Annotated in this window: 10 protein-coding genes; 4 read left to right on the top strand and 6 right to left on the bottom strand. The window is 33.7% G+C overall.

The window, feature by feature from the left end; all coding sequences use genetic code 11:
• Positions 1-67: 67 nt before the first annotated feature.
• The 4 genes from NZ698_RS01645 to NZ698_RS01660 form a co-directional block, all read right to left on the bottom strand.
• Entirely contained in the window at positions 68-304 is a 237-nt protein-coding gene (locus tag NZ698_RS01645) for a hypothetical protein (RefSeq protein WP_263001220.1), read from the bottom strand.
• Positions 305-394: 90 nt separating this feature from the next.
• Positions 395-2,812 (bottom strand): hypothetical protein, encoded by a 2,418-nt coding sequence (locus tag NZ698_RS01650; protein ID WP_263001222.1) that lies wholly within the window; start codon positions 2,810-2,812, stop codon positions 395-397.
• 140 nt (positions 2,813-2,952) lie between these two features.
• A complete protein-coding gene (locus tag NZ698_RS01655) occupies positions 2,953-3,699 on the bottom strand; it encodes a hypothetical protein (protein ID WP_263001224.1) in 747 nt (248 codons plus the stop codon).
• A 295-nt stretch (positions 3,700-3,994) separates the two neighbouring features.
• The gene (locus NZ698_RS01660; protein WP_263001226.1) at positions 3,995-6,478 is read right to left on the bottom strand and encodes a DUF5686 family protein; all 2,484 of its coding nucleotides are present in this window, start codon (positions 6,476-6,478) and stop codon (positions 3,995-3,997) included.
• Positions 6,479-6,762: 284 nt separating this feature from the next.
• Here NZ698_RS01660 and NZ698_RS01665 point away from each other — a divergent pair, with 284 nt between their 5' ends.
• Together NZ698_RS01665 and NZ698_RS01670 are read left to right on the top strand one after the other, a co-directional pair.
• Complete coding sequence (locus NZ698_RS01665) at positions 6,763-8,004, top strand: DNA-methyltransferase (RefSeq protein ID WP_263001228.1); 1,242 nt, start codon at positions 6,763-6,765, stop codon at positions 8,002-8,004.
• Positions 8,005-8,014: 10 nt separating this feature from the next.
• The gene (locus tag NZ698_RS01670) at positions 8,015-9,796 is read left to right on the top strand and encodes a DGQHR domain-containing protein (protein WP_263001230.1); all 1,782 of its coding nucleotides are present in this window, start codon (positions 8,015-8,017) and stop codon (positions 9,794-9,796) included.
• A gap of 245 nt (positions 9,797-10,041) precedes the next feature.
• On the opposite strand, the gene NZ698_RS01675 is transcribed toward NZ698_RS01670, so the two are convergent.
• Positions 10,042-10,254, bottom strand: a complete 213-nt coding sequence (locus NZ698_RS01675; RefSeq protein WP_263001232.1) for a hypothetical protein — start codon at positions 10,252-10,254, stop codon at positions 10,042-10,044.
• Between the two features lie 131 nt (positions 10,255-10,385).
• On the opposite strand from NZ698_RS01675, the gene NZ698_RS01680 reads away from it, so the two are divergent.
• Positions 10,386-11,078 carry a hypothetical protein gene (locus tag NZ698_RS01680; RefSeq protein ID WP_263001234.1) on the top strand — a complete coding sequence of 231 codons (693 nt, stop codon included), beginning with the start codon at positions 10,386-10,388 and terminating at the stop codon, positions 11,076-11,078.
• Positions 11,079-11,469: 391 nt separating this feature from the next.
• On the opposite strand, the gene alaS is transcribed toward NZ698_RS01680, so the two are convergent.
• Entirely contained in the window at positions 11,470-14,073 is a 2,604-nt protein-coding gene (alaS, locus tag NZ698_RS01685) for an alanine--tRNA ligase (RefSeq protein ID WP_263001236.1), read from the bottom strand.
• A gap of 728 nt (positions 14,074-14,801) precedes the next feature.
• Here alaS and msrA point away from each other — a divergent pair.
• A complete protein-coding gene (gene msrA, locus NZ698_RS01690; RefSeq protein ID WP_438265543.1) occupies positions 14,802-15,461 on the top strand; it encodes a peptide-methionine (S)-S-oxide reductase MsrA in 660 nt (219 codons plus the stop codon).
• Positions 15,462-15,476 lie beyond the last annotated feature (15 nt).

Here is a 15,476-nt window from a genome sequence, read left to right on the forward strand (position 1 = left end):
CTAAAGCAAATCAGCTATGGCAAATAAAGTGCCGCAGATGTTAAAAATTCTTAATGTAATTTATTTATCAGTTGAGATGAGCCTGTTTTTCAGCAAATTCTTTAGAAAATTTTATTCTGTCTTCTTCCAGCTTTTCCTGATTGCCGGGTAAAATATAGTTGAAGAGAATTTTATTTTCATTATCCAGAAAAATCATTTCTTTTTCTTCGCCATCGATCATTTGTGAAAAAATCGCCCACATCGAAGTGTCTTTTAATCTTAATAATTCAAAAAACTGTTCTGCTTGTATTTCTATTATTTTCATCTATCTAATTATTTAATTAATTATTGCTTCTTTAACCACCCCGACAAAAATTTATTCGAATTTTTGCCACCCCTCCAAAGGAGGGGAATTTTAAAACTCTAAAAGTTTTAATTTAAACTGAAAAGCAAAATTCTGTTTGAAACTGTATGTAGTATAATATCCGACTCTGTAAAAAACACCAAGATTGAAGTACGAAGAAAGGAAATTATTCCATTCCAGACCAACTTCCTGATACAGATGATTTAATTTTCTGAATCTGAAATCATGATACTCAGGATGTTTCATATCACCAATGGTTCCTCTCAATACAAAATCTAAACTCGAAACATTCTGTCCGATACTTTTAAAATACCACGGAAGTTTATGGGTCAAATAATACGCAATGAACCGATCATTATAAAATCTTCCGCCTTCCAACGTGGCAAATCCCAAATAGGAAGTCAGGTTAAAATTAATATCCCGACTTGGCGAAGCCAGACCGTTCATCGTAAAGTGCTTCCAGATCGGAGCCTCTCCTAAAACCAGTCCGCCATATAATCTTACGCCAGTTGTTCCTAAACGGGTTTTAAAGTTCTGCACAAACAAAGCATCAAAACGAGTGTAATTAAAATCTCCACCCAAAGCTTTGAAACTTTGTTCGAAATTAAAATACAATTCGGGATATTTCTGATCAATCAGCGATTTTCCCTGCGGAGTCATAATGTTGGTAGAGTTTGGAGAATATTTCAGCGTAACCAAAGTGTTGAAATTTTCAAAAGTTGCACCGCTGTTTCTAAAACTATAATCAAATTTTGCCTCTTCCGTGTTTCTTCTCGCAGCAAAAGCTAACGTCAAACCGTTGGTTATATCATTTAAATAAGAAAGTGAAGCACCTTCGTAACGGTAATACTTATCGTTATTGATGTTGTTTCCATAATTCATCATCCGCATTTTGAATGTCCAGAGTCTGCGGTAAAATTCACCGGAAGAGTTGACATCATCATAATATTCAATCCGGAAAAATGAATTCTTATCCAAAGTCGTTTTAATATCAAGCCCGATTCCATATTTAAATTTTTCATCATTCAAACCATAGGCAAAATAATAATCCGGTGAAAAATACTGATTGAAATTTTCATTCAGTTTCGCTTTTAAGCCAAATCTGAAACCTTCGTACAGGTTATAATTGATGACTTCTCCGATATCGAAATCAAAACTTCCAACGCGCACCTGTCCGTTGATCAAGCCTGTTAAAATTCTCGCTTTGCGGTCAACGTTGTATTTTTTTCCTAAACTGTCAATGACAAAATAAGTGTTTCTTTCTCTTTCGGATAAAGGTTCGGTACGGTACTTCTCTAATGTTTTTCCGTTGGCGTTTTTCACCGTAAAAGTATAGCCTTTAAAATCTTTTGGATCTTCTTCGGTCGGTGATTCGTAATCAAAATATTTTGAACTTAAATACGCGTAGGTTCCGAAGCTTTTTTTATGTTTTTTAGAATGATTTTCGTCGTCCACATCGGTTTGTTCAACGTTATCCATCTTCATTCTGCTCATTCTCAGCTTTACGCTTTCTTCGGCCAGAAACCATTTATTATTAAACAAAATCCAGGTACTTGTAATGTTTCCTTCGTTTTTGTCTTTGCTGACGCTTTCGATTTTTTTGATACCGTAAGTTTCGGTATCGATATAAAGATATCCGCTGAATTTTCTCTTTTTTACCGTTTTTTTGTAACTGGCTTCACGAAAACGAATGACATAATTTTGTCTGCTGTCAATTTCAATCGAGTCGGTAAGGTAAAATCTGTACAAACCACGGTTTTCGGTCTTGATCTGACTCGGAATTTTATCCCGGTTTCCCTGCAAAGCAATCAGTTCGTAGATCGGTTGATTCAATCCGGAAATCCGGTTGTCAAGAATATTGACTTTCTCGCCGAATTTTTTAGAATATAGATATTCCTGAGCTCTTTCCCAGAGAAACAGTTTACTTTTTGAAAAAATCCTTCGTGCGGAAACATCATTGATGGAATCTTTCTCTTTTTGCTTTTTAAAAAGATTAAAGTTATCATTAAAAATCTCATTAAAAGCCGAAATGCTGTCCTGATCAATGTCTAAAGATATTTTTTCGTAAGATTTGTAAGTGTAAGAATCAAGACTCTTAGGCGAATTACTTTTAAAAAGCTGATCGACTTTTCTCAATATTTCTAAAGCTTTGGGATCACTTTTATCTTCAAGAATAACGGTCTCTATAGACTGTGTTTTCGATGAAGTATTGATGAGTGTGACAGTCATTTCATCTTCTGCCAAAACACTTTCTTTGAAATAATTTTCAGCAAAAATCTGAATACTTTTGCATTTGGATTTAAATTCTAAAAATCCGTTCTCATCTGTCTTTCCTAGAATTTTGTCGTTGCAGGAAATTGCTGCGTTCGCAATAGGAGTTCCTTTAGCTTCATTAATTACTGTAAGCTTTGATTGTGAAAAACCAAAAACGAACGCCCACAGAAACAGAACAATAAAAACCCTTTTCATAATAAATTTACGCGTCAAAATTACTGATATTTCTCCTTTTAGAAAAGTTTTCGACGGTCAATTTTTTTAATGATAATTCATGAAAAACTCCGGAAATTTTATTCCCGGAGTTGATTTTTTACTAAAATAAACAGATTATATTACTTCACATCGTTTTCAGTAATTACAATTTCTTTGATCACTTTTCCTTTAGAATCAGTATAAATGTATTTGATATTATTTACACCCAGAACTGCAGTCTGTTGGAAGATCTGTCGTATTTGCGGCATTTTTACCATTTCGTCCTTCATTGCTTTCTCTGCACCTTCAACGTTCAGCATTTTGATGTAGCTGTCCGGAACTTCATTGGTGTAGATAAGATTTTTATCTTGATCAGCTTTGATTCTTACGATTTTCGTTCCTGTAGCCTGATCAATCATCGGAAGATTTTTGTTGAATGTTTCAAGAATTTGGTTCAGCTGATCAGTATTGGGTTTTTCTCCTTCAGCAATTGATTTAAAATCAACAGACTTATTGAGGTTATTCTTGTCGATTGTTTTATCCACGATCACTTTTGAATCTGCGCTGTAGACTTTAAGATTAAATTTCACTCCGCTTTCAAAAAGTTCCTTCCCAATTTTCTCACTTTTGATTGCTTGAGCAATCAGATCAGGAAGAGATTTGCTCACCAGTTCGCTTTCAATATTGTCGCTTTCATAGTTGGTGTTTACGTCAATGTTGACCTGATCGGCATTGGTAGAACTCGCTTTTGTAGACTTGATCATCTGATTGATCATCATCGACGAAGAATTGTTATACATTTTGACAAAATCCTGAACCTTGTCTTCTTTCGTCTGACACGCCATAAGCATCAACGAAGCAAAAAGAATTGTGAATAGTTTTTTCATAAATAATATTTTAAGAAAAAGTAATAACAAAACAGAAACCAATGAGCTTCTGTTCCTGTTAAATTATTGCGAATTTGTATAATTGTAAAATCTTAATGGTAAAAATTTGATCAAAATTAATTTCCCCGACCCTAAAGGGAGTAATTTTGATAAAATTTTCAAACAAATTTTCCACCCTTTAGGGTTGGGGTAAAGAAGAATTGTTTGAAAATTGATTTCGAATCATCTTAAAGCGAAGCTCAACTTAATATTTCTAAAAACTTAATAAACCTTAATGGTTAAAAATTCTCAAAAATCAATTCAAAAAATTAAACCTCAATTTAATTCCAAAGTTATCCTTGAATTCCGAAGTCTGATAATGTCCTAATCTGTAAGAAAAACCTACCCCGAAATTTCTACCTAAAAATCTATTCCAGATCACTCCAACTTCCTGATAATAATGATCGAGCACCTGGAAATCAAACTGATGATCGCCCCGGTTTTTAAAATCTCCGATGGCAGATTGATATTCCAGTTCGATGTTTGAATATCTCGAACCAATCATTTTAAATCTAAAAGGTAAGTTTTGAGAAACCTTGAATGCCACAAATTTATCGGCAAAGAAAGTTCCAGAAGGCATTGTTGCGAAAGCTAAATTATTCGGCGTATTGATGTTAGAATACCAGTGATCCGGGTTTCTGTCGTTCTGACCTGCAATCTCAAAGTTTTTCCAGATTGGTGCAGTCCCTGAAGAAATTCCTCCGAAAAGTTTCAGATTGGTGATTCCCAGTTTTGATCTGAACTGATGAATAATCAATGCATCGGCTCTGTAATAATCTAAATCTCCGCCTAAAGCATCAATTCCTTTTTCAAAATTCATATATACTTGAGGAAATCCTTTTTCATAGGTGTATTTTCCACTCGGAGTCATAATGTTTTTATCGTTTGGCGAAAATTTCAAAGATAGAGTAGTACTCACATTGTCAAAACGGTTTCCTAAATTTTTGTACTGATAATCAAAAAGTGCTTCCTGTTTTTCTTTATTCACGGCGATTTTCATGCTTAGTGAATTGGAAATATCATATAAATACGAAGCTCCCCATTTTTGATTTTTATAAAAATTGGCGTTGTGTAAATCCAGATTCAGGTCATTCACTTTCATCATCATATCCCACATGTTATTGCTGAATCTTCCTGCAGCAAAGACATCATCCACATAATCGATTCTGAAAACAGAAGTTCTTTTGGAAGATAATTTCATATCAAGACCCAAACCGTATTTCCAGGTGTGATCTTTAAAACCATATCCGAAATAACCGTCCGGAGAAAATGTTTTGTTGAATTTCTCATTCAGTTTTACTCCGGCTCCCAAACGAAGACCTTGGTATTTATCGTAGCTGAAAAATTTAGTCAGGTCAAAATCAATCATTTTGTAACGCAGATTTCCTCTCATTAATTGGGTCAGAAAACTCAGTTTCTTTTCAAAATCATGTTTCTGTACAAAGCTGTCGATTTTCACGTAGGTTGCGCTTTCTCTTGCGGTCAGACTGTCGGTTCTGTATTGCTGAAGCAGACTTCCGTCAGTATTTTTCATTTCAAGAGAATAGCCTTTAAATTCTGATGCTTTCTGCGTTTCATTCAGCTGAAAATCGAAGAAGCGGTTTTTCACATATAGATAATTTCCGAAAGTTTTCTGGTTGTATTTTTTTCGGTCGCTAAGTTTTTCACCTTTCTTTAAAGTGTCAGTTTTTACGCTGTCTTTTTTTGACGTATTAAAAGTCTGGTCGCCCATTTTCAGTTTGATGTCTTCATAATCCAGAAACCATTTTCCTTCAATTGGTTTCCAGACAGAGACAATGTCGCCCTCATTTTTCTTTTTGCTTGTGCTTTCAAACTTTTTCAGAGCGTAAGTTTCAGAATCTACATAGATTTTTCCGTTAAACTTTCTCGGATTTTGCTTTTTCTTGTCGGTGATTTCCTTGAATTTAATGACGTAGGTTTTTCTGCCGTCCAACTGCAAAGTATCTGATAAATAATAATTAAAAAGCTTTCTGTTTTCAGGTCTCAACTGTCTTGGAGTTCGGTCTAAATGTGAAAGATTAATTGCCACCGCTTCATAAATCGGATTTTTAAAACCCGACATTCTGTTGTCGATGATATTGGTTTTCTCCCCGAACTTCTGAGAATATTTGTATTCCGTCGCTTTTTCCCAAAGGAACATCTGACTTTCCTGAGTAGCGTCGAGTAAATCTTCGCCGATCAGAGAATCCTTCTTTTCGCTTTCTTTTTGTTTAAATTCTGATTTGTCGACCTTCGAAAGAGAATCTTTTCTCGTTGCCAGAAAATTTTTAAAGGTATCAATTGAATCTTTATCAACATCAATCGAAAATTTAGAGTACGATTTAAAATTATAGGTATCTAAAGATTTGGGTGAGTTTTCCTTCTCTCTTTTATTCAGTTCGTCCAGAATTCTCAATGCTCTCGGGTCACTTTTATCGGTGATGACCACTTTATCAATATTGCTCTGTTTCTCAGACAGCGGCTGCATCGCCACTTCCATAGATTTTTTCACATCAGCGGTGACATCTTCAAAATTACTGGCCAGAATTTCAACTTTCTTACATTTTGTTTTAAAAGATAAAACGCCGTCAAAATTGGTTTTTCCTAAAAGATTGTCATCACAATAAACGGCCGCATCACGAATCGGTTTTTTATCGGTTTTGCTGAAAACTTTGAGTGAAGTCTGCCCGAAACAGAACACCGCAAACAATAAAAAGAACGGAAATAGAAGTTTGGTCATTGAGTTTTTTATTAATAAGACAAAACTATTGATAAGAAGGTTACAAAACCATAACGGAAAATATAATCTTTTGTTAAAAAATAATAATCAGCTGTATTTGCTTTTAATACAGTTGATTGTTGGGTTTTTCAATTCTCGTGGTGAGGATAAATGAAGATTTATAATAATTTCATCAGTGTTTGAAATAGTAATTGTTTTTGATTAGATATTTAGTTACTTTTATCAATTATTCACCTGAATCTAATAGGTGGTTTAATATATATAATGATTTAATAAAAACAGTTTTGATAAATAAAGTTTACAACGCGGATTCAAGAAAATTATTAGAAAAACTTGATAAGAAGATAACTGTTAAAACGACAATTACCTCGCCTCCATATTTCGATATGAAAGATTATGGAAATGATAATCAAATAGGATTTGGACAGAATTACCAAGATTATTTAAATGACTTACAAAAAATCTTTCATGATATTTATAAGATTACCGAAGACGATGGATCATTATGGATAGTTATTGACACTTTTAAACGAGAAAATCAGGTTGTTACACTACCGTTTGATTTATCCAATAAGCTTAAAGAAACAGGATGGCTTCTACAAGATATTATTATTTGGAAGAAAGATAAGACTGTGCCATGGTCAAAAAATGGTTTTGTTCAACGTAAGTTTGAATATATTTTATTTTTCACAAAATCTAAAGACTTCATATATAATAAAGACAGAGTACGAAATTTTGATACTGATCAATTGAAGAAATGGTGGGTGAAATACCCTGAAAGATATAACCCCAAAGGTAAGGCATTAGATGAAATTTGGGAGTTTTCAATTCCCGTACAAGGATCATGGGGAGATCAATATGTACGTCATTTTTGTCCATTACCTAAAGAAATGGTAAGTCAGATGATTGAGTTAAGTACAAATAATGATGATATTGTTTTAGATCCTTTTGCAGGAAGTGGTTCAGTACTATTCCAATCTGCCGTAATGCATAGGAATTATGTTGGTTTTGAATTAAATAATGATTTTATTGAAATGTTTAGTGATTACTTTAGAAAGACATTTAATAAAGCAAGAAAAGAATATGATCTTTTGCAAAATCTGACTGGTCAAAATGAGTTTGAAAGCAGAATATTAGATTTGAGGGTGCTTAAGTACGCAAAATTACTGATAAGAGATATTGATAAGGTTTTTAGTACATATTTTAAAATTTTTGCATTAAAAATAGGTAAAGGAGATGGTAAGCATAAAATTTTAAAAGTTAATTATACGTTAGTTGGGGAATTTGATAATGAAGATGAAATTATTGTAAAGATTAATGAAATAATTTTAAAACCTCCTTTTTCAAAATTTGGTATTGAGCCCAAGTTTAATTTTGTAAAAAATAAAATGGCTTCAAAAGATAAACATTATGGATACCTAAAATCAAATTCTTACTCTTATCAAAAAAGTTTAGATTTAGAATCTCCTCTAATTCGAATAATCAGTGATATTTGTTTGGATTTAAATGAAAATGACTATTTATAAATTTTAGATCATGGCAAAAAAAACTAAACCGAAGAAGAAGACATCTAAAAAGTACTCACCTGAAGAATTAGCACAGAGAAGAGAACAGAGTAATCAGGAAAAAGAGATTCGCGATATAATGAAAAATATCGGATTTCAAAGACTTCCCTACATCGATGGTAAAGAGTTCGAATTTGATGGTCGAATTTCAGAAATAGATGACATTTTTATACTTGAAAATGTTATTTTGATTACAGAATATACTATCGGCACACCGGGTACACATTTGTTAAAGAAAAAAATCTTCTACGACAAAATTTTTGAAGATAAAAAGAAATTTATAGAATTTTTGCTTTCAGAAGAAAAATTAAAGAGTTTTAAGGATTATTATGAAAAGAATATATCGAGTAAATATTCTAAAAATGAATTGCAACTAAGAATTGTTTATTGTTCAAAAAAGATCATCTCTGCTGAACATAAGAGACTCGTTGATAATATTGTTTTTTTTGATTATCACATTGTTCAATATTTTAAAAGTTTAACTAAGACGATAAAAAGATCCAGTAAGTATGAATTTATGGATTTTATGCACGTTCCATTTGATAAGTTTGGTATAAATGTTAAAAATTCTTCGTCAACAACTACTCATACATTTACAGGAAATATATTACCTGAAGAAAAAAGTAAATTTGAAGAGGGATATAAAATAGTCTCATTTTACATTGATGCTGATTCGTTATTGAGAAGATCTTATGTGTTGAGACAGAATGGCTGGAAAGATATTGAAAATGTTGGGCACTATCAAAGAATGTTGGAAAACAGTAAGATCAATTCGATGCGTAAGTATTTAGCCGATCAAAAGCGAGTTTTTATTAATAATATTATTGTAACAATTCAAACAGATAAGATACAATTGCTGGATAAAGATGGTAATACATTACCTATTAAGGATAACGGAGATATTGGAGATGGCATTTACGAAGTCTCTCCAACGCAAATAAAGATTGAAGATTCTTGTAATATAATCGGGCTTATAGATGGTCAACATAGAACATATGCTTACCATGAGGGTGATGATGTATATGAAAAAAAGATAGCGGAACTGCGAAACGTTCAAAACTTACTTGTGACTGGAATACTATTTCCAAAAAGAGAGAATGAAAAAAAGAAACTAGATTTTGAAGCAAGATTATTCTTAGAAATAAACAATAATCAAAAAACAGTTCCATCTCATGTAGTTCAAGAAATACAAGTAATGACAGATCCCTTCTCTAATATTGCTATTGGAAAGAAGATTCTTTTAAAATTGAATCAAAGTGGTCCGCTTAGCAATTTAATTGAACAATATTGGTATGAAAAAGGTAAATTAAAGACAGCTTCTGTAGTAAGCTATGGTTTAAGACCACTCATAAAAATTGAAGATATTAAATCGAAAGATAGTTTATTTCATTTATGGAATGATGAGTCAAAAAATAAATTGAAATTAAAAAATACGGACGATTTTGATTTATTAAATAGCTACATTGAATTTAGTGCTGAAAAGATTCGGGACTTACTAATTGCATTTAAATCTAATCTTGACACAAAAAAATGGGCTACATATAGTCCAAGTCTACCAGATGGTTTACTTTCAGTTTCATTTATTAATGGTATTCTAAATGTGTTGAGATTATTAATTGAAAATAATAAAGTAAGTGATATTATGACATATAAAAAGAAGCTTGAAGAAATAAATAACTTTAATTTCAAACAATTTAAATCTAGTCAATACAGAAAACTGGGAGAAAAAATCTATAAAGATTATTTTAACTAAAAAAAGTCTTGCTTTCTACGATTCTATTTTTTAGTTGTAAAAATAAAACCTCGCCCTCCGCGAGGTTTTTCCATTTTAAAAAAAAATAAAACTCTCAATCCCATACTATTCAAAAATATTTTTATATTTGTTTGAAGAACAACAAAAAACAAAATGATGATCTATAAAAATAACCCCGCACTTCATGCGCACGCTTCCGGTATTCCCGGTTCCAAAATCAGACTCAATATTGTACAACCTATTGCTCATCTCAAAAAACGGTAAACCGTTCCGTTGGTTCGTTCAGGCAGTCTGAAGAGGGCTTCAACTCCTTCGAAAGGGCAGTAAAGCATTCCGTTGCGGTAATCAACCACTTCGTAGAGGCGTTCAACTGCTCCGTAAAGGCAGTCAACCGTTCCGAAGAGCCAATCAACCATTCCGAAGAGGCGATCAACCACTCCGAAGAAGCAATCAACCACTCCGAAGAGGCAATCAAGTACAATTTGTTATATTTCAATACTTTACAGCCGTATCGGGAAAATGAGTAAAGTAAACAGACAAGATACTTTAGACTTCAAATAAATTTTTAAACACAAAAAACAATTCTATTATGAAAAAAGAACAGGTAACACGTGATTTTAAACTGGCAGATTCTGTACTGAAACAAAAGGCAGATGAATTGATCGCTTTGATCGACAGAGACATCACTGAATTTACAGACCGCGGCTATAACGCCGACAAAAAGACCGAACTGACCACAGCACGCACCACGGTAGACAATTTCCCAAGCGATGAACAGCTGGAATCCATCAAAATGGATCTCACCGAACAAAAAGATGCCGCCAGAAAAGCCCTCGAAAAATCGATGCGCAGTATTTTTAAGATGGCAGAAAATGTTTTCGGACTCTACAGTGCCAAATACAAAGAATTCGGCAATGCAGGAATCAGTCAGCTCAACGATGCCGAGGTGGTGCGCATTGCCAAAATGATGAGCGTGACGGCAGAGAAATATCTTTCCCAACTTGCTGACGAAGGTCTTACCACAGAGAAAATCAATACTCTGATGACGCAGCGTGAAACTCTGGATGTTGCCATCGACGCACAGGCAAAAGGAATTTCTGATCGTGACCTAGCCACAGAAAGTCGTGTTGAAGCCCTCAACAAACTCTACCAACTCCTCACCAAATACGCCGGCACCGGCCAGGATATTTTCTACGAAACCAACGAAGCCAAATACAACGACTACATCATCTACGACACACCAAGCGGACTTCCGGAAGATACGCCGACAGATCCTGTATAAATGATATTTGTAAATCCATTCATTAATCAATAGGGTTGGGCTTTAGCCCGACTATAAAATATGTTGGTAAGAAAGGCTTTAGCCAAATGAGTATAAATTGGCTAAAGCCAATCGGATTTTTCTAATTTGATAAATGGGCTAAAGCCCATTCCTATTGATTAGAATGTAGGAAGCCATCGTAAAAAAAAAAGCAACTGCCGTCATGACAGTTGCTTTTGCTTTATATTTCAAATATCATCAATTAATAATAAGTTAACTTTAACGGTTTGTTTGTCATTCCGTAGGAATCTAAGCAGCTTTATTTTCTAGAATGTCGAGATTCCTACGGAATGACAAAGCAACTGCTGATTTCTAACGTTATAATTAAAACAGGATATTCATTCTATATTAATCAAAGATTCAAAGCCTTTTGATACGCATTTTCCAGACCATCAAGATTTTTTCCTCCTGCAGTTGCGAAGCCCGGATTTCCGCCGCCACCGCCCTGGATTTCTTTTGCTAAATCTTTCACAATCGTTCCAGCCTGATAGCTTGACGCCAAATCATCGGAAATTCCAACGGTAATCATTGGCTTCCCGTCGTAATCTGACAATACAATCGTCACAGAAGTTGGGATTTCTTTCTTCAGTTGGAATACAATATCTTTTACCGAACCTGCATCAAGAGAAGTTTTCTTCACCAAAAGCTGTTTGTCGCCTTTGTGTTCGTAAGCTGTTTTCCAGTCGCCAATTTCGCCTTTTGCTTTTTCTTTTTTCAGAGATTCCACTTCAGATTTTAAAGCTGAATTTTCTTCGATTAATTTCTCAATCGATTTGACAAGGTCTTTGGATTTCAGCAATTGAGATAACTCAACCACCTGTTTTTCTAAACTCTTGAAATATTCTTCAGATTTGTCTCCGGAAATCGCTTCAATCCTTCTGATTCCTGCCGCAACAGAACTTTCAGAATTGATTTTAAAATGACCAATTTCGCTGGTATGTTTAACGTGAGTTCCACCGCACAATTCTTTTGAAGTTCCAAACTGAATCATTCTCACGCTGTCACCATATTTTTCGCCAAACAATGCCATTGCACCTTTATCAATCGCCTCCTGGATCGGAATATTTCTAAACTCCTGCAGTGCAATATTTTCTTTAATTTTTGCATTGACTTTTTCTTCAATCAAAGCCAATTCCTCCTCCGTCATTTTACTGAAATGTGAGAAGTCAAAACGCAGATAATCAGGACCGACGAATGAACCTTTCTGTTCAACATGAGTTCCCAAAACTTCTCTCAAAGCCTCGTGTAACAAGTGCGTTACAGAGTGGTTTGCCTGAGAGTTTTTTCTTTCGGTTGCATTAACTTTAGCATAAAATACAGCTCCTGCATCTTTCGGAAGTCCGTTGATTAACGAAATAATTAGTCCATTTTCCTTTTTAGTTTCTAGAACTTCAAAGCTTTCAACCGCATTTTCCAAAACTCCTTTATCACCGATTTGTCCACCACCTTCAGGATAGAAAGGGGAGTTGCTTAGTACGACCTGATAAAATTCGCCATCCTTATTTTCTACTTTTCTGTATCTCGTAATGTACGTTTCTGCTTCGATTTGATCGTAACCTACAAAATTTTCAGGCTTTTCTTCCAAGACAACCCAGTCGTAAACCTTCGAAGCTGAATCTTTTTTAGAACGTTCTTGTTGTTCTTTTCTTTTAGCTTTAAATCCAGGTATATCAATCGTCAAACCTTTTTCTTCTGCAATAATTCTGGTTAAATCATCAGGGAAACCGTACGTATCGTACAATTCAAAAACTTCCTGAGTCGGCAATACATTTTTGCCTTCAGCAATCGTCTGCTGAATTAATTTTTCAACTCTTAATAAACCTGTTTCAATAGTTTTTAAGAAAGATTCTTCCTCACTTTTAATGACCTCAGTCACTAATTTTCCTTGCTTTTCCAATTCAGGGAAGAATTCTCCCATTTGGTTTTGAAGAACAGCCACCAATTCAAAAAGGAAAGGTTCTTTTCTGTCTAAAAATCGATAAGCGTAAGAAATTCCTCTCCTTAAAATTCTTCTGATCACATAACCGGCTCCGCCGTTAGAAGGCAGCTGTCCGTCTGCAATCGCAAAAGAAACTGCTCTGATGTGATCTACGACAACACGGATCGCAATGTCTTTTTCATCGGTTAAAATTCCGGTATATTTTTTTCCTGAAAGTTCCTCCACCTTGGCAATTAGCGGTGTGAAAACATCAGTATCATAATTGGATTCTTTTTGCTGTAATGCCATACAAAGACGTTCGAAGCCCATTCCAGTATCAATGTGTCTTGCAGGAAGGTTTTCAAGAGAACCATCAGCTTTTCTGTTGAACTGCATGAAAACCAGGTTCCAGATTTCCACAACTTGTGGATGGTCGTTATTCACCAGTTCAAGACCGGAAATTTTAGCTTTCTCTTCAGGAGTTCTTAAGTCTACATGGATTTCAGAACAAGGTCCACAAGGTCCGCTTGCTCCCATTTCCCAAAAGTTATCTTTTTTGTTCCCGTTGATGATTCTGTCTTCAGCAACAAATTGTTTCCACAAATCATAAGCTTCTGTATCTCTTTCCAGATTTTCTTTTTCGTCACCTTCAAAAATAGTCACATAAAGATTTTCTTTGGGAATTCCGTACACTTCTGTCAGCAATTCCCAAGCCCAAGAAATGGCTTCTTTTTTAAAATAATCACCGAAAGACCAGTTGCCCAACATTTCAAACATCGTATGATGATAGGTATCACGACCCACATCGTCCAAATCGTTATGTTTTCCGGAAACTCTCAGACACTTTTGCGTATCGGCAATTCTCGGTGCGGTCGGAGTTTTATATCCTAAGAAAAAATCTTTGAACTGCGTCATTCCGGAATTGGAAAACATCAGCGTTGGATCATCTTTCAACACGATCGGTGCTGAAGGAACGATGAGGTGGTTTTTACTTTTAAAATAATCTAAAAACTGTTGGCGTATTTCCTGTGAAGTCATTTTTTATAGCTTTTAATATCAAAAAAATTGATAAGGATGCAAATTTAATATTTTTAAGTGATTGCGAAATAGAGTTGCTGTGAATTAATGAAAATTATCGAGTGCTTTAGAAATTTTTATAATAACAGAAATTTTTTAAAACATTAAGACAATTAATTAATTAATTAATTAATTAATTAATTAAGGATCAATTAAAATTGATTGAAGATATGGCTTAAAAATATGAAGTGTTTATTTAACGCAAAGAAAGACTAAGATTTTTTACAAGAACATTTTTTTAAATTAGGATAAACAAAGGCGTTTCACTTATTAAAGAAATACAAAGGTTTAAAATGTACAATGAGTTTATATAAAGCAAGATACACATCAAACCTTTATCTACTTTAGAAACATTAAATAATTATTCGTAAAAGATTTTACCATTAAGAATATTTAGTGTTTAAGGAATTTTAAGAATCAATTAAATTGATGTTAAGTAGAGTGCTTAATTTCACCTTGGTGAATCTTAAAAAATATAAAGTATTTTATTCTTAAAAATTTAATGTCCTTAATGGTGTAAAAAAATGTTCTTAAACCATTTAAAACAAACTTTTTTTTAAGATTTTTCGTATATATTATAAAAGAAATTATTAAACGAAATCAAATTTAATTTTAGCGTGAAATTTGCATCTAATAAAAGTGTTTTTAAAATTATATCAACAAAAATGACTAAGCATAACAAACAAAAAATGAAAAACATATTCATATTACTCGGAATGTTTCTCGGAATCGCTGTATTTGCAGCAAGCTGTGGAGATTCAAAAAAAATGAAAACAGGAGAAATTAACAAAGAAAAAGAAAATGAGACCGTTATGGATGGAGCTAATGTAAAAGAAATTTATTTCGCAGGTGGATGTTTTTGGGGAACCGAACATCTTTTTCAACAAGTAAGAGGAGTTGTGAAAACCGAAGTAGGATATGCCAACGGTAAAACTAAAAATCCGACTTACGAAGAAGTAGTAAGTCATACAACAGGTTTTACAGAAACCGTAAAAGTGAAATATGATGCCGATCAAGTGGATCTCAAATTGCTGATTGATCTTTATTTTAAATCAATCGATCCTACAACTTTGAACAGACAGGGAAATGATGTGGGAGACAACTATCGAAGCGGAATTTACTTTACTGACGTTAATACAGGAGCAATCGTAAAAGCTGAAGTTGAAAAATTAGCAAAAAATTATTCTAAACCGGTTGTTGTAGAAGTTGAGACATTAAAAAATTTCTACAGAGCTGAAGATTATCATCAGGATTATTTGGATAAAAATCCGGGTGGATATTGTCATATTGAACCGGGACTTTTTGAAGAAGCGAAAAAAGCAAATGCACTTCCAGAAGCAAAAAAATAAAAATGAAAGTTGTCG

The organism is Chryseobacterium edaphi (assembly GCF_025628985.1).
Lineage (GTDB): Bacteria > Bacteroidota > Bacteroidia > Flavobacteriales > Weeksellaceae > Chryseobacterium > Chryseobacterium edaphi.

Bases quoted from the DNA above. Each gene is read 5' to 3' on its own strand.
- NZ698_RS01645 (WP_263001220.1), bottom strand. From the start codon at position 304: ATGAAAATAATAGAAATACAAGCAGAACAGTTTTTTGAATTATTAAGA.
- NZ698_RS01650 (WP_263001222.1), bottom strand. From the start codon at position 2,812: ATGAAAAGGGTTTTTATTGTTCTGTTTCTGTGGGCGTTCGTTTTTGGT.
- NZ698_RS01655 (WP_263001224.1), bottom strand. From the start codon at position 3,699: ATGAAAAAACTATTCACAATTCTTTTTGCTTCGTTGATGCTTATGGCG.
- NZ698_RS01660 (WP_263001226.1), bottom strand. From the start codon at position 6,478: ATGACCAAACTTCTATTTCCGTTCTTTTTATTGTTTGCGGTGTTCTGT.
- NZ698_RS01670 (WP_263001230.1), top strand. From the start codon at position 8,015: ATGGCAAAAAAAACTAAACCGAAGAAGAAGACATCTAAAAAGTACTCA.
- NZ698_RS01680 (WP_263001234.1), top strand. From the start codon at position 10,386: ATGAAAAAAGAACAGGTAACACGTGATTTTAAACTGGCAGATTCTGTA.
- alaS (WP_263001236.1), bottom strand. From the start codon at position 14,073: ATGACTTCACAGGAAATACGCCAACAGTTTTTAGATTATTTTAAAAGT.
- msrA (WP_438265543.1), top strand. From the start codon at position 14,802: ATGAAAAACATATTCATATTACTCGGAATGTTTCTCGGAATCGCTGTA.